This is a genomic window from Spirosoma fluminis, from assembly GCF_054778895.1.
In genome coordinates this window covers 67,728-84,086 of the sequence record NZ_BAAGZD010000044.1, presented here as the reverse complement: position 1 = coordinate 84,086, position 16,359 = coordinate 67,728, and the positions used below count along the sequence as shown (strand labels likewise).

General features: G+C 50.7%; 14 protein-coding genes. 12 read left to right on the top strand and 2 right to left on the bottom strand.

Annotation, left to right across the window (positions count from 1 at the left end; translation table 11 throughout):
* Positions 1-8 precede the first annotated feature (8 nt).
* Entirely contained in the window at positions 9-2,381 is a 2,373-nt protein-coding gene (locus ACYVBJ_RS26720) for a TonB-dependent receptor (RefSeq protein WP_460985351.1), read from the bottom strand.
* Positions 2,382-2,648: 267 nt separating this feature from the next.
* On the opposite strand from ACYVBJ_RS26720, the gene ACYVBJ_RS26715 reads away from it, so the two are divergent.
* From ACYVBJ_RS26715 to ACYVBJ_RS26660, 12 genes are all read left to right on the top strand, one after another.
* Positions 2,649-3,989 carry an NAD(P)/FAD-dependent oxidoreductase gene (locus ACYVBJ_RS26715; protein ID WP_460985350.1) on the top strand — a complete coding sequence of 447 codons (1,341 nt, stop codon included), beginning with the start codon at positions 2,649-2,651 and terminating at the stop codon, positions 3,987-3,989.
* A gap of 83 nt (positions 3,990-4,072) precedes the next feature.
* Positions 4,073-6,268, top strand: coding sequence for a S46 family peptidase (locus ACYVBJ_RS26710; protein ID WP_460985349.1), 2,196 nt, complete (start codon positions 4,073-4,075; stop codon positions 6,266-6,268).
* Between the two features lie 90 nt (positions 6,269-6,358).
* Positions 6,359-6,883, top strand: a complete 525-nt coding sequence (locus tag ACYVBJ_RS26705; protein ID WP_460985348.1) for a DinB family protein — start codon at positions 6,359-6,361, stop codon at positions 6,881-6,883.
* A 3-nt stretch (positions 6,884-6,886) separates the two neighbouring features.
* Positions 6,887-9,097, top strand: coding sequence for a S9 family peptidase (locus tag ACYVBJ_RS26700; RefSeq protein WP_460985347.1), 2,211 nt, complete (start codon positions 6,887-6,889; stop codon positions 9,095-9,097).
* A gap of 50 nt (positions 9,098-9,147) precedes the next feature.
* Positions 9,148-9,828 (top strand): NUDIX hydrolase, encoded by a 681-nt coding sequence (locus ACYVBJ_RS26695; protein ID WP_460985346.1) that lies wholly within the window; start codon positions 9,148-9,150, stop codon positions 9,826-9,828.
* A 128-nt stretch (positions 9,829-9,956) separates the two neighbouring features.
* Positions 9,957-10,391: a nucleoside deaminase gene (locus tag ACYVBJ_RS26690; protein WP_460985345.1), complete on the top strand. Its 435-nt coding sequence runs from the start codon at positions 9,957-9,959 to the stop codon at positions 10,389-10,391.
* A gap of 148 nt (positions 10,392-10,539) precedes the next feature.
* Positions 10,540-11,367, top strand: coding sequence for a hypothetical protein (locus ACYVBJ_RS26685; protein ID WP_460985344.1), 828 nt, complete (start codon positions 10,540-10,542; stop codon positions 11,365-11,367).
* Positions 11,368-11,428: 61 nt separating this feature from the next.
* Positions 11,429-12,400 (top strand): polyprenyl synthetase family protein, encoded by a 972-nt coding sequence (locus tag ACYVBJ_RS26680; protein WP_460985343.1) that lies wholly within the window; start codon positions 11,429-11,431, stop codon positions 12,398-12,400.
* Between the two features lies 1 nt (position 12,401).
* Complete coding sequence (locus tag ACYVBJ_RS26675) at positions 12,402-13,025, top strand: rhomboid family intramembrane serine protease (protein ID WP_460985342.1); 624 nt, start codon at positions 12,402-12,404, stop codon at positions 13,023-13,025.
* Between the two features lie 21 nt (positions 13,026-13,046).
* Positions 13,047-13,952, top strand: coding sequence for a LytR/AlgR family response regulator transcription factor (locus ACYVBJ_RS26670; protein WP_460985341.1), 906 nt, complete (start codon positions 13,047-13,049; stop codon positions 13,950-13,952).
* Between the two features lie 136 nt (positions 13,953-14,088).
* Positions 14,089-14,781, top strand: coding sequence for a DUF2306 domain-containing protein (locus ACYVBJ_RS26665; RefSeq protein WP_460985340.1), 693 nt, complete (start codon positions 14,089-14,091; stop codon positions 14,779-14,781).
* Positions 14,782-14,808: 27 nt separating this feature from the next.
* Positions 14,809-15,681: a carboxypeptidase-like regulatory domain-containing protein gene (locus tag ACYVBJ_RS26660; protein WP_460985339.1), complete on the top strand. Its 873-nt coding sequence runs from the start codon at positions 14,809-14,811 to the stop codon at positions 15,679-15,681.
* Here ACYVBJ_RS26660 and ACYVBJ_RS26655 read toward each other — a convergent pair whose 3' ends face one another.
* Complete coding sequence (locus ACYVBJ_RS26655; RefSeq protein WP_460985434.1) at positions 15,682-16,314, bottom strand: SGNH/GDSL hydrolase family protein; 633 nt, start codon at positions 16,312-16,314, stop codon at positions 15,682-15,684.
* Between the last annotated feature and the right edge of the window lie 45 nt (positions 16,315-16,359).

Sequence of the window (16,359 nt, the reverse complement as noted above, 5' to 3'; positions counted from 1 at the left end):
TAAATACGTTAAAACTTGAAGTTATAACTGACCGCAGGAACAACCGGAAAAACCGAGTAGCGGAACAGTCCAGTGCGTTGACCACCGCCTTCGCTGACCGATTCGAGCCGGTAAAAAAATGGGTTACGGCGGTTGTAGAGATTATAAACGCTAAACTCCCAGGTCCGTTCGTGGTGTTTCTTAGTCTTGTGAAACTGAATCCCAATATCCATCCGGTGATACGGCTCCGCCCGGAACGTGTTCTTTTGTGCGCCATAATCCTGCACACTTCGGTTGTTTTGAAATAAACTCTGGATCAGTTCATTTTTCGACGTATAGGAAAATGTGGTACCGGGCTGATACGAGGTATATATCCCAACTGGCATGGTCAAGGCCTGCCCCGTACCATACACCCATGTTCCCGACAACGTAATGCGCTTGTTCAGTTCGTAAATGCCGACCAGCGAAATGTCGTGTCGGCGATCGTAGCGCGGGTAAAACGGGCGACCATTGTTCAGTTCCGAAAATTGCCACTGCGTCCAGGATAAGGTATAACCCGCCCAGCCTGTGAAACGACCCGCCTTTTTTTGCAGTAAAACTTCCGCCCCATACGACCAGCCCCGACCCGCCGTTACGTTATCTTCCCACCGAATTTTCTCCGCCGACGTTGGATCACCAATTAGTAAAAAGCTGGCTCCTTCCTTGTAGTTGATGATGTTATCCATCGTTTTATAATAGCCTTCGATCGTCAGGGCTAAACCTTTGTCTGAAAAATCCCTGGCAATTCCGACGGCTACTTGCTGCGACTGTTGCGGTTTAACCCGGTCGGTGGTAGGTACCCATAAATCAGTTGGTAAGCCAATGCCCGTGTTCGACAGCAAATGAATGTATTGATTCATCAGGGCATACGACGCTTTTACCGATAAGTTCGGTTTGATCGTATACGCTGCCGACAGGCGAGGTTCGGGCCGTAGGTAAGCGACGTCTTTTTGCTGAAAATGACTCAGCCGGATTCCGCCGTTTACGCGCCAGCGATCCGTTGGCCGCCAGGTATCTTCGGCGTAAATGCCTGACTCCAGGACGTCAATGTTCTCAATGTTGATGGTATACTGGTTGATGTTGGCGTTCTGGAGCACAACCGCGCTGGGTGTAAAGCGGTGATAAATACTTTGCAGCCCCATCCGGATCGAATGCTGTGGAGTCGGGTAAAAATCGACGTCGTACTTGAGCGAAAAGTCACGGATACCTGAGTTGTACCGGAGCGAGAACGTATCGTTTCCGCTGCTATTCGTCTCGTCCGATGAGATCTGAAATTTGTAGTCGCTGAAAATCAGCGATAAGTTCGAAAACAACTTCTGATTGAAGAGGTGGTTCCAGCGTAAGGTTCCGGTCGCATTGCCCCAGCTCAGACCAACATCAGTGCCGAGTTCGGCATCGCGGGCGTAGAACCGGTCACGGCCGAAGTAGCCGCTCAGATATAGTTTGTTCTTCGCGTCGAGGTCGTAGTTTGCTTTGGCGTTCAGGTCATAGAAATAATAACCTGCCGTGGTTTGGCCATCGGTTTGGGCGCGAACGAGTGGAGCGGCTACTACGTCCAGATACGTACGCCGGCCGGAGACCAGAAAAGAGCCCGAACGTTGGCCCGGCTTCTTATTCTTCGTTAATGGCCCTTCCAGGACGAGACGTGATGCAATCAGGCCAATACCACCCTCACCGTGGAGTTTCTCCCGATTACCATCTTTCATGTTCAGTTCGATAACCGAAGACAGTCGGCCGCCGAACCGGGCCGGAAAGCCGCCTTTGGTTAATTCAACGCTTTTGAGCGCATCGCCGTTAAACACCGAAAAGAAGCCGAACAGGTGATTGGCATTGTACACAATCGCGTCGTCGAGAATGACCAGGTTCTGATCGGGGCCGCCACCGCGTACATAGATACCGGTTTGCCCTTCCGAGCCTTTCTGAACACCGGGCATCAGCTGCAGCACTTTCAGGACGTCTTTTTCGCCTAAAAAAGCCGGAATTTTCTTGATCTGAGCTACAGGCACATCAATGCGGCTCATCTGCGGACTCTCGCTTACTTTTTCATCTGAGCGTCCGGCTTTCACCTCCACCTCCGACAAAACGCGACCGGGAGTAAGCGTTACGTTCAGCGTAGTGTTTGCTTGTAGCCTAATCAACGGATCGGCTGTTTCGTAGCCGACAAATGAAAAGGCCAGCCGGATGCTATCCTGAGCGGGTAAGGTAAGGGAGTAAAAACCGTACGTATTCGTCGTTGTTCCGGTCGATGTGCCCGGCAGATACACATTCACGCCAATTAAGGCTTCCTGACTGCCTTTTTCGCGCACAAAACCACTTATCGTAACGCGTTGCCGAGTTGGATTCTGGGCCAGTAGACTACCCATGAACAGATAATGAATAAGAAAAAGGACGCATAAGCCTATCCGCATAATCCTGAATAATTCTAACTCGATACTCTGGCCTGGTTAACTAGGCCAGAGCCCTGAATCAGCCAGTTATACAAGCACTGGACTGGTAAATAATATGTTGTATACTAAAACGGTGTAGTTTCTTGACAATTGTTCACCTTTCCAAATCAAGTTCAAACAAAACACTTGATTACAAGGTAATAAACGCAGGAAAAGCACTGTGAATGAAACGACTGACAGACCATGCTTCAATACGATAAACTTTCGCTGAATATACCGGAAACCACCAAACCTCGCGTTGTCATCATTGGCGGTGGCTTTGGGGGAATGAATCTGGCTAAAAGCCTGCGCAATACGGATGTACAGGTCGTCTTGTTTGATAAACAGAATTATAATGGGTTCTGGCCGCTGCTTTATCAGGTAGCAACCGCCGGACTTGAACCGGATGCTATCGCCGAACCCTTCCGGAAGATGTTTGATGGGCACGATGATTTTCATTTTCGGATGGTTCGCGTAAACAAGATCGACACCGCTGCCCAGACGGTTACAACGCTCATCGGCGACCTGCACTATGATTACCTGGTGATTGCCAGCGGATCAAAATCCAATTTTTTCGGCAACGAGCAGATTCAGAAATATGCGTTTCCGCTCAAGACCATTCCCGAAGCGCTGAACATACGGAGTCAGTTTCTGCAATGCTTCGAACAGGCCAGCATCACGCGTGACCCGGCCGAACGAAGAAGCTTACTCACGTTTGTCATTGCCGGAGCGGGCCCGACTGGCGTCGAAATGGCCGGGTCGCTGGCCGAGATGCGCAAGCACGTTCTACCCGCCGACTATCCGGGCCTTGATTTCAGCGAGATGTGCATCTACGTAGTGGAAGGCATGGGTAAAGTTTTACCGCCTATGTCGGACGATGCGGGTAAGAAGTCACAGCAATATCTGGAAGATCTGGGCGTAATCGTTAAGTTAAATACCTTCGTTGAGTCGTACGATGGCGAAACGGTTACCTTCAAAGGGGGTGAGCAGATCAAAACCCAAACGCTGGTCTGGGGAGCCGGCGTAACGGGTGCCATGATCGATGGTGTTCCGGCTGAGTCGACCGAACGGGGTCGGATTCTGGTTGACCCAATAAACCGGGTGCAGGGCCTTACGAATGTATTTGCCATCGGCGACATTGCGTTTATGAAAACCGAAAAATGGCCCAAAGGTCATCCGGGCGTAGCGCAACCTGCTATCCAGCAGGGAAATCACCTGGCCAAAAATTTACGACGTATCCTCAAAAATGAACCCACTGAACCTTTTGAGTACTTCGACAAGGGGTCGCTAGCCATTGTCGGACGTAGTCGGGCGGTGGCCGATCTGCCCGGTAATATTCACCTCGGTGGGTTTATTGCCTGGATGGCCTGGTTGTTCGTACACATCTGGTACCTGGTAGGCTTCCGCAGTAAGCTGATTGTCTTCAGCAACTGGATGTACCGGCTGTTCACCTATCAGCGCGGTACGCGACTCATTATCCGGCCCTTCATTCGGAAAGATGATAATGTATCGAACGAAATTCTGATGAAGAACGAAGTGGCTTAATTACCAGATAGGCGCTTACGTGATTCGTCAGGCGACCGTCTCTGTCGTCATCCTGTTAAATTGTCTGGTATAACGTACTGATTATGATAACATCCGTATTCCGCACGGGTTTGCTGGTCAATACTGTACTTATTGGCTGGCTGACCAGTGCGTTCGCGCAAATTGCACCGCCGTCAATTAATCCCGATACGGTAAAGGGAAGTCCACTCGACCTCGGGAAGATGTGGACGTTTGACACGCCACCCAAAGAGTTTTTTCAGAAAACCTACAAATTCACCGCCGACGATAATTGGTTCGATGAAGCCCGGCTGGCCTCACTCCGTTTTGCCGATTACTGTTCCGCGTCGTTTGTATCGGCCAACGGTCTGGTCATGACTAACCACCATTGCGCCCGCGAGTCGGGGACGGGCGTAACGCGGAAAGGAGAGGATCTGAACGCAACGGGTTTTTTCGCCCGAACATTAGCTGAGGAACGGAAGGTAGACGGGTTGTTTGTCGATCAGTTGGTGAAGATTGAAGACATAACGAAGCGTGTGCAGGACGCCATGAGCAGCACGGCTTCGGCTCAAACGCAAGCCGACGAGGCCTTATTACAGGCGAGGGAGCAGGTTTTTTCGGCCATTAAACAGGAATACGCTACCAGGAGCGGCTGGCAGGGGCTTGAGCTACAGACCATCACGTTCTACAATGGTGGTCGTTACGCCCTGTATGGCTTTAAACGCTATACCGATGTGCGGCTGGTGTTCATGCCCGAACTGCAGCTCGGTTTTTTCGGGGGCGATTACGACAATTTCACGTATCCACGTTACGCCTTAGACTGTTCGTTTTTTCGGGTTTATGACAACGGGAAACCCTTACAGACCGCTCATTTTTTTAAGTTCAACATCAACGGTGTTCGTGACGGCGAACCAATTTTCGTAATTGGAAATCCCGGCCATACTGAACGACTCAAGACGGTGGCTGAACTAGAGTTTGATCGGGATGTCCAGACCCCGGCTACGATTCAACTGCTCCGGAATCGTTCGAACGCTTTGCAGATCTATAATGCAACGGCTAAAAACGACAGTGTGTTGAACGAAATCTTCAGCTACGAGAACAGCCTTAAAGCCTATAACGGGCAACTGGCGGGGTTGCGTGATCCGTATCTGATGGCACGTAAAGCCGCTTTTGAGCGACAGTTTAAAGCCGATGCGAAGGCGAAAGACCTACCAGCCGACCAACTGGCTACATGGGATGAGCTTACCGCCAGTATGACGCAATTACGCTCCTTATTCAAGGACGCCAATTACCTCGGCCCGAGTGAACGCACGATGGGTGAGCTACTGACATTCGCGAACGTAGCGACTCAATTCGGCGAGCTGGCCGCTTCTCGCCCCCAGGATGCCGAACGGGCCCGGTCGCTGATGGCACCGCCCGAAATAAAGAGCCGGGTTCTTGAAGAAGCGTACCTGGCTGCTCACCTGGCCGAAGCGCAGGCTGGTTTGGGAAGCGACGACCCGTACGTAAAAGCGGCTCTAACCGGGCCGAACGGCACCACCCGAACGCCGAAGGAAGCGGCCGCCTATCTGATCAAGAATACAAAATTAACTGACCCGGCTTTTGTCAGCGATCTGGTCACGCGCGCTGGTTCGATCGGCGTATCAGACGATCCGATGTTAGTCTTAGCCCGTATTGGGTTTCCGCGGTATCTAGCTGCAGCCCGTCAGGCTCGTCAGCTTGCGCAGCGGCAGGAGGTGTTGCGTGGCCAGCTAGGCCGGATGTTGTATGCTGTGTATGGTACCACTGTTCCGCCAGATGCTACCTTCTCGCTCCGGATCAACGACGGCATCGTCAAGAGCTACGACTATAATGGCACGAAAGCTCCTATTATGACAACCTTCGCGGGTCTGTACGATCGGAATTATTCGTTCGCCGACAAAGCCCCCTGGAATCTGCCCGCTCGCTGGAAGAATCCACCCGCCGAATTGCTCAAACAACCCATGTGCTTTATCACGACGAACGATATTATTGGCGGTAACTCCGGTAGCCCGATGATCAACAAGAACCTGGAGGCTGTCGGGCTGGTCTTCGATGGGAATATGGAAAGCTTACCGGGCGAGTTCATTTTTGTACCGGATGCGAACCGGAGCATCTCGGTTCATTCGGGAGGCATAATCGCAGCCATGCGGTATATCTATAAAGCAGATCGGTTGGTGAATGAGTTAACGGGAGGGGCCAGTCCGGCATCGCAGCCTAAACCCAAAACCCCCAACGCAAGCCGTTCGCGTTCGAGCCGATAATCCGCCAGAAAGACGACTTTTTCTGCGCAAACTGCCCGAAAGTTTCAGTACTTTCGGGCAGTTTGTGTTTCTGATTAATCGTATCCTACCATGACCAAGTCTGAAATTCCGGTCTTGCCGCAGTTCTTCGACCGTTATATCAATATTGCGGACAACGAAGACCTGATCGACGCCCTCACTGCCGTTACGTCCTTCGACCAACTGATTCCCGCCCAAACCCTGGAGGCCCTGGGTGATTTTCGCTACGCACCCGGCAAATGGACTGTAAAAGACATCCTTCAGCATGTTATTGACAACGAACGGATTATGACGTATCGGGCTATGCGGTTTGCCCGTAATGATAAAACGGCGTTACCTGGTTATGACGAAGAGCCATTTGCTCAATTTGCTCAGGCTAATCGGCGGAGTGTTCCTGATTTATACGAAGAGTATACCTTAGTCCGGCAGTCGAGCATTGCTTTGTTCAAAAGCTTCGATCGGGAAATGATGCTGCGCACTGGCGTCTGCTTTCACCAAACCATATCCGTTTTAGCGCTTGGCTACGTATTGGTTGGTCACGCAAAACATCATGCCAATATCATCCGGGAACGCTACGTACCGCTTCTGAATCAATAAACTATGTTAAAACGCTTTATCATTCTTTTTGCCGTCGCGGCTCAGACGGTTTGCGCCCAGACTAAATCGAAAGTTACTGTTACGGACCTGACCCGAATCAAACAAGTTGGGGGGATTGAGGTATCTCCGGATGGTCAACGGGCCGTGTATACGGTAACCACTATTGAGCCGAATCCTGACCAGAAAGAAGAGTACGACTACAAAACGCATGTATACCTGACAGGCCTGAAGGCGGGTGACGCTAAAGCGTTAACCCGTGGTCCGGAGTCGGCCCGGCAGGCCGTATGGTCGCCCGATGGGAAGAGTATTGCTTTCGTCCGTTCGGTAAAAGGCAAAAGTCAGATTTTCATTATGCCGCTTGACGGGGGCGAAGCCTGGCAGCTTACGAACAGTACGTATGGCGCTTCCAATCCACTCTGGTCGCCGGATGGAAAACGGCTGGCCTTTACGGGAAATGTAACGATGCCGCAAATGCTGACGGACTCGCTAATTAATCCAGGTAAGCGAACTCCATCGTGGTCGCTGGAAAAGCCGGGATTCGCCAGCAACGCCTTTATTAAGGAAGATAAAAAAGTAAAGCCGAATCCCGATGGCTCATTGGCCGAGATTCGGGCGTATTTGAACAAAGACGTAGAGGATAAAAAGGCGAAAGTGATCAACCGGCTGAACTTACAGGGCGAGTCGACTACCGAGCCGGAGCTGTCGTTTTCACAACTGTTTGCCGTTGATGTGCGCGAGGGAGCCGTCCCCAAACCGCTTACCCGTAGTTTTATGTCGTTCCAGTCGGCGACCTGGCTGCCGAACGGCGAAGGCCTGCTGACCGTCACAGACCGTGATTCGCTGATTCATCCTGATCGTGGGGAGGATAACGCCATCGTGTTTGTACCGGCCAACGGTTCCGGTAAATACGCAGTGGTGCTGGCGGAGGCTGGTAAAACATATGGTTCGCCCGAGATTTCGCCCGATGGAAAGCAACTCGTGTTTCTAACGAGTGCATCGGAAGGGGTTAACTTTTCGCAGATCGGCTTAGCCCGGTTAGCAGGGTATACCGCTTCGGATATTCAACTCGTTACGTTCGACCGGGCCGCTGGAAACATGGTCTGGGCAGAGACGATGGCGTCGGCAAAACCTAAAAAAGGGCCGACGTATTCAATTTACTTCACTGCTGCCGCTAACGGAGGTATACCGGTCTATCAACTCGATCCGGCCACTCGCCAGGTTACGCAGCTAACCGACTTTACGAGCGGTATCACGAGTTTCGACGTAAAAGGCAGCCGAATTGTTTTCAGCAAAACGGAAGTGATCAATCCATCGGAGCTTTACGTAGCCGATGCCGCGGCTAAAAACCAAACCAAGCTGAGCAATCACAACGCCTGGGTGGCAGAGCGGCAGCTTAGCTATCCGGAGAAGCGGACGTATAAAAATTCCATCGGTCAGACCGTCGATTACTGGATCATGAAACCCACGGCAGTAGAAGCCAGTAAAAAACATCCGCTTCTGCTCAATATGCACGGAGGTCCAACGGCAATGTGGGGGCCGGGCGAACCATCGATGTGGCACGAGTTTCAGTACATGTGCGCACAGGGATACGGTGTCGTATATGCAAATCCACGCGGATCTGGCGGCTACGGACTGAATTTTCAGCGTGCAAACATTAAAGACTGGGGTACCGGTCCGGCCGAAGATGTCCTGGCTGCGGCTACAGACGCGGCTACAGAAACGTGGGTCGATACGAGTCGACAGGTCATTACCGGCGGGTCTTACGCGGGTTATCTGACAGCCTGGATCGTTGGGCACGACAACCGGTTCAAGGCGGCTTTTTCGCAGCGGGGTGTGTATGACCTCACTACGTTTATGGGTGAAGGAAACGCCTGGCGGCTGGTGCCTAACTATTTTGGTGGCTATCCCTGGCAGGCCGAAGCGCAGAAGGTTCTGGACGCTAACTCGCCGTACACCTTTGTCGGGAATATCAAAACGCCGTTGCTCATTAAGCACGGTGAAAACGACCTGCGTACCGGTGTCATTCAAAGCGAAATGCTGTACAAGAGCTTGAAAATCCTGGGTCGTCCGGTTGAGTACGTTCGCATGCCCGGAGCAACGCACGAACTGAGCCGGACGGGCAACGTTCGCCAACGTATTGACCGACTGTTACGTATCTACGAATTCTTTGAGCGCTACGTCGGCCCCGACGCGCAGGGATTAACCCAGAAGTAATCGCCAGCTAGAAAGTTGATAAGGAATACCATCTGATTGACTAAACAAACATGAGTAAGAAAGAAGAAGCACTTCAGGACGCCCCCAAATTCCGGTTCTGGAAAGGGCAAATGGAAAGTAACGGACTAAAAATAAATGAAGTAAAAGAGCATTTCATCCGACGTCGTCATAACGGCGAGGTTTTGTTCGCCATGATTGAGGTCGACGCCGATACACCGGAGGGCGATAAAATTCCACCCGTTTGTTTCCTGAAAGGTCATGCAGCTTCAATTCTGGTTTGTTTAATTGATAAAGACACCAAGGAAAAATTTGTGGTGTTGGTCCGTCAGCGACGCATATCCGACGGGTCGCAAACCTATGAACACCCGGCTGGCATGGTCGACGCGAGCGACGCACCCGATGAGGTGGCGGCTCGGGAACTGGGCGAAGAAATTGGCTTGTCGGTTACAGCGGCTGAACTGACCAAACTTAACCCAAGATTGTGGTTTCCCAGTACCGGAACCAGCGACGAAGCTATGCATTTCTTTTACATCGAACGGGAGCTTCCGCGAAATGAGATCATGGCGTTTCACCACAAAAACATGGGTAACCAGTCGGAGTTCGAGCGCATAACGACGATTATAGCTTCTTTGCCAGAGGCTCATAAATTGGTCAATAACGTCAACGGGCTACTGATTCACTTTCTGTACTTAAAGCACGTTGGGGACTACGACACTATGAAGCTACTGTAATCGGTGGCTAACAACCTTCCCCGAAGCGCATAAGTTAGTACGTAATATTCACGGTATAATGAGTCATTTACTGTACCTCAAAGAGGTCGGCGATTACGATACATTGAAATCATTATAAATCAACTGCAATGGACGAATTTATGCAGGAGGCCATCCGTCAGGCTCAAAAGAGTTTGAGCGAAGGCGGTATCCCAATCGGATCAGCGTTAGTGAAAAACGGTGCGTTAGTAGCCTCGGGCCACAACAAGCGTGTGCAGGAAAACAACCCCATTCTGCATGGTGAGATGGATTGCCTCAACAACGCCGGTCGGGTTGGCTCATTTCGCGACACGGTCATCTATTCTACGCTGATGCCCTGCTATATGTGCGCCGGTACCATCGTACAGTTCAAAATTCCAAAAGTGATTGTTGGCGAGTCGCGGACGTTTGCCGGTGCCCGCGAGTTCATGGAACAGCACGGCGTTGAAGTCATTGACCTCGATCTTCCCGAATGCGTTGATATGATGAACCAGTTCATTGCCGAAAAGCCCACGGTCTGGAACGAAGATATTGGTGAGCTTTAAGAAAAGACGGTACGTCGTTCACATCCTAATTTCTCCGTATGTCGACCATTTTGTAAAATAAGACGACAACATCATCCTTAGTGTTTTCATTTCTTCCGGTAAGGCGTTACCTTGTCCGCTTTAAAAACAACCGTAACGTACTGAACTTGTGAAGATTTGTTGCCTTATGATGGCTACGGCTATGCTGTGGCTCGCACTGTCCATTGATGGAGTCGCGCAGCGCTCTGAAATCTGGCGCGAAAAACCCGGGACCTGGCTCTTGAACGTTGGTACTGGTCCCACGCACTACTCCGGCGACCTTACTGAGTGGGGAAACCTGGGCCATTTACAATTAGGTATTGCCTTAAACGCAGCCGCTGCGTACCGCTTTTCTCCGCAGTTAAGTTTTCGGGCCGAAGCGCAGGTCTATTACATTCGGGGTAGCCAGCAGAACACCCATCTGTACTACAATAACCTCTCCTTTAAAAGCATAAATCCAGACCTGTGGGTAGGTTTACAGTGGGACTTCTGGCGGGCCGACAACCGGAATCATGTTATTATTCCGTATGCCTTGGCTGGAGTAGGGCTGACGTACCTCACTCCTAAAGCCAGCTACAAAGGAAGAACGTATAGCTTGGCTCCCATGCAAACCGAAGGCGTTGCGTACAATCGGTTACCGCCAATTATTCGGTATGGGGTAGGAGTGCCCGTTCTGGCGACTGAACGATTCAAATTTCACCTCGAAGCCACTTATACGCACGTAATGAGCGATTACGTAGACGACGTGAGCACGGTTTATCCCGACCGTAGTCGAATGGAGCCCCTGGCTGCCGCTTTATCCGATCGTCGGGCCGAGATAGGACAGAAACCCAGCTTTGCCGGAGAGCAGCGTGGCAACAGTGCCCGAAACGACGGCTACTTCACGGTATCGGGCCGATTGATTTTTGTAATAAGCACGCCGAGCCAACGCAATTACCGCCGAATGTTTGGGCGTTAGGGTTTTGGGGGCTTTTGCCTTATTTTTGGCGCTAAACCCAGCGGCTTACCGCACTAGTCGAATGATTCCAGCTGTTTTTGTTGACGCACTTCAAGACGAACTTCAACTTACTCAATACGGGCAGTACCCACCTGAACTATACGATCCGATTCGATATATCATGGGCCTAGGTGGAAAGCGTATGCGCCCACTGATGACGTTACTAAGCGCTTATCTGTTTACGGACGAGTGGCCAAAAGCGGTTCGGCCGGCTTTAGCCGTTGAGGTGTTTCATAACTTTACGCTCATGCACGACGACATTATGGATCAGGCTCCTCTTCGTCGGGGGCAGCCTACGGTGCATGAGAAATGGAATCAGAATATTGCCATTCTGTCGGGCGACGTTATGCTGGTAAATGCCCATCAGCTTCTGCTTGATGTCGAAACTGACAAAATAAAACCTGTAATGGCTCGCTTTTCCCGTACGGCGGCTGAAGTCTGCGAAGGCCAGCAGATGGACATGAACTTTGAAACCCGGTGGGACGTAACGGAAGCGGAGTACATCGAAATGATTCGCCTGAAAACGTCTGTTTTGTTAGGCTATGCGCTCGAACTCGGTGGGTTAATCGCGGGGGCAGATGCGGCTACGAACCAACTTCTGTACGAAGGTGGGGTGAACATCGGGATTGGGTTTCAGTTAATGGATGACCTCCTGGACGTTTATGGAGACCCCGTCAAATTTGGCAAGCAGGTTGGGGGAGACATCATCGCCAATAAGAAGACGTTTCTGCTGATCGAAGCGCTGGAGCAGGCCAGCGGAACCGTAAGAAACGAATTAACGAGCTGGCTTAACCGAACGGAATTTGATAAAGCTGAGAAAGTACAGGCTGTTACGTCTATTTACGATCAGTTGGGCATCCGGCAGATTACCGAAGCCCGCATCAACGACTATTTCTCCCGCGGCTTTGCCAACCTCGACCAGGTCAACGCTGATCCGGCGCGGAAAACCGTATTAATTCAATTTGCCAAGCAATTGGTCGAACGAGAAAGCTAACATGAGCGTAACGCTGATCATCATTTTAATTACCGTCGGCATAAGCCTTTGGGCCTGGAACGACTATGCCGTAATGGATCGCTGGATTATGAACCCGTATCGGGTGGCCAATCGGGGCGAATATTATCGACTGCTGACGTCCGGTTTTCTGCATGCCGATTGGAGTCACCTGCTGTTCAACATGCTTAGCCTTTACTTTTTTGGCGGCTTCATTGAGCAGGTATTTGGGCTTTTGTTCGGGGCTAGCGGAGCCATTTACCTGATCGGATTCTACTTAGTCGGGATCATTGTATCGGATATTCCTACATTTTTAAAGTATCGCAACAGCCCGAACTACAACTCCCTTGGCGCATCAGGTGGCGTATCAGCTATTCTGTTTGCCGCCATTTTTTTCGCTCCCCTGCAGAAAATCTCTCTGCTGTTTATCCCGATCGGCATTCCCGGATTCATCTTCGGCGGTTTGTATCTGGCTTATTCTTATTACGAAGCCCGACGCGGGTACGGAACGATCAACCACGATGCCCACTTCTACGGAGCCTTGTTCGGTATCCTGTTTATGATTGTGGTGTATCCACCCGTTCTGCCGCAGTTTATTGAGCAGATTTCCGAGTGGAAGCTGTTTTAGTAGGAAGTCGGAAAGACATATATGGTCAAATTCTTTCGCCAGCCTTATCCTTCCGAAGAACGACCGTGGCGTCAACTGCGTAAAGCCGCCATCATTGGGTTGTTCGTCGGTGTATTTCTTGTGGTGTTTCAGCCCTTTGGCCTGAACAACTGGGAAACGGCAAACAAAGCATGGAAGGTCCTCGGCTTCGGTTTGGTTACCTTTCTGCTGACGGCTTTTAACTTCCTGTTCTGGCAGCAGCTTTTCCCGAAACAGTTTTCCGATCAGCACTGGACTGTAGGGCGCGAAATCCTGCTCGTTACGTGTAATATCCTCTTGATCGCTATTGGAAACCGGCTGTATCTGGAGTGGCTGTTGGGTAAAGGCCAGCACGGCGGCATGGACTGGACGAGTACCATTCTGGTTACGTTTCTGGTGGGCCTGTTTCCTGTAACAGGCTTGGTATCGCTCCGGTACATCACCCAGCTTAAGAAATACAGCCAGGCTGCGGACGAACTGCAAATTCATACTAACACCCCACCCGTTGATTCACAACCGGCCTCAGCTACTACTAACGAACCTGCCAGCGTGAACATGGTTCACGAGATGCTGACGCTGATTGCCGACAACGATAAAGACTTGGTTACGTTACCAACGCAGGATTTGCTGTTTATTGAATCCAGCGACAATTACTGTACTGTGGTTTACCTAAACCACGGTCAGCCAACTAAGCCTTTACTACGCAGCAGCCTGAGCCGCCTGGAGAGCCAAATCAGAGTTTCGCACATCGTCCGATGCCATCGCTCGTTCATCGTCAACCTTGATAAGGTAGAGCGAGTAACGGGTAACGCTCAAGGGTACAAACTTCATTTGTTGGGTGGACAACTTCAGGTGCCGGTTGCCCGCCGGTACAACGATACGTTGGTGGCTGAGCTTAAAGCTTTGTAGAACGTCCCACCGGCTTTGTCAAACGGCCTGATGCTTTGTCAAACTCCCCAAAGCCCTACTATTCAGCCCTTTAATTTGTAGTCAACGGCTTGGTCGCTGTACGTTTGTTGCATCAAATCGCAAACGTATAGACGCCATGAAAACGCTGATTACTGCCATCACCATCATCCACGTACTGTCTGGAACTGTTGCTCTGCTGATCGGGCTGGTACCCATGTTCTCGCAAAAGGGTAGCCGTCTTCACAACCGCACTGGACTCATCTACGTCTGGTGTATGATTAATGTTGCTATAACGGCTCTGCTGATGTGTGGGCTACAGCCTTTCAAAATGCTGCGGCTATTTCTGACGGGCATAGCCGTGTTCAGCTTCTACCTGTGTGTGACGGGCTGGCGCGTTACTAAGCAAAAAAAGTCAGGTCCTGAACAAGCCGATAAGCTGCTTACTTACGTAACGCTGGTGATTAGCGTAGCGATGATAAGCTTTGGAGCGTATCTGCTCACAAAAGGTATATCGGTTTTTGCTATCCTATTCCCATTTTTTGGGCTGCTGACTTTCCAGAATGCCTGGTTTGACTTTAAAAGTTTTGGCAAGACGCCCGCGAAAATGCATTGGTTTTATCATCACATCACGCGCATGGGCGGATCGTATATCGCTACGTTCACTGCCTTCTTGGTAAACAACGTATACCGGATGCTACCGGCAGATGCTCCGGCCTGGATTGGCACGATAGGTTGGATTGCACCATCTATCGTCGGGGGGATGCTGATTGCACGAACGATCCGCTATTACAAGAGTAAGTCTTCTCCTAAAAGCCCTGCTTTCGCTTAATCATACATCAGACAACAACATACTGCCATGAAATCCTTTCGCTGCATAATCTGTCTCCTGATACTGACTGTCGCCAACCTTGTCTCAGGACAAAATATTCCGCTACCCTTAACAGGTGTTGTTACTGATACAACAGGTGCACCGCTAGCTTTTGCCAGTGTGGGTGTTATCAATACGTCTGTGGGTACGGTCGCCGATGAAAATGGACGGTTCAGCTTGTACGTAACGGAAACGATTCACCCAGCCGATACGCTGCGAGTCTCCTTACTGGGTTACTCTGCCGTGAGTTTGCCAATGAACGCCGTTATAACCAGACTCGCTGCCAAGCCTGTTATAACACTTACACCCTTGTCGATTCAGTTGAATGAAGTAACGGTACGTTCGGCAGACTGGATAGTACGACAAACGGGCAACGACCGGATCCAGACGAAGATGAAAACGAACTTTGCTTTGTCGGGTAAACCCAGGCAAAATTTGGGTGCTGAGATTGGTCGGGTATTTCGCGTACCGAAACAAGGTGCATTTCTGGAAGAGTTTCGCTTTTACGTGAGTGCCAATAATTTCGACTCAACCCGGTTTCGAATTAATGTTTACACGCTACGGGGTAATTACCCTGCCAATTCGTTGTTGCAGCGACCGGTGTATGTTGATTTGAAAAAAGCAGAAAAAGGATGGATCACCGTTGATTTAAAAGCCTACAACCTATATGCGACAGACGACGTAGCGGTAAGTGTTGAGTGGGTTAATTACGGGGGAAAAGGGAGTTACCTGGGTATTCCAGTCACAATGCCATCCATCGGCGCTGTTCACTTATATAAATACGGTAGTCAAAGCCGCTGGAAAAAATTCAGTCAGATGTCTGCTTGTATGAATCTGGCGATGGTGTGTGCCCCCCGGTGACTACTTCGTCAGTAAGGTTTTGGCTACGGGGAGGGCGGCTTCGGCCCACAACCGCATTTGCCGACCTGAATAATGAAGACCATCGTTCGCAAATTGCTCCGTATCACCAGCGGCCTGGCGCGTCAGCGGGGTGATGTCAACGAAAGAAACGCCCATTTTTTGAGCTTCTTCTTTGGCAATGGTGTTAAAAGCGTCGATTTCACTCGCAATCTGTTTTTGATTTCGGCCCTGCGCAAACGGAGAAACGCCCCAGTCCGGAATAGACAGCACAAAAACGCGTCCCGGTTTACCGCCTGCAAAGCCGATTGCCGTTTGTAGTAGTTGATTGAACTCCGTACGGTAACGATCCTGACTTTGCCCCCGGTACTGGTTGTTAACCCCAATAAGTAGCGAAACCAGATCATACGTCTTTTTATTGCCACTGGCTCTGATGGCGTCCTGCAGTTCGGCCGTTGTCCAGCCAGTACGGGCAATAATGTCGGGGCTACCTACATCAACCCCGTCTTTCTGCAACATACTCGCTAATTGAACACTCCAACGATCATTAGCCGATACACTTTCTCCAATTGTATACGAATCACCTAATGAAAGAAATGAGTATGTTGACGCGTCAGCGTCAGGATTCATTGCCATAATGGATTCATCAGACTGTTGCGTACAGGCAACCAGAAGGAGTGC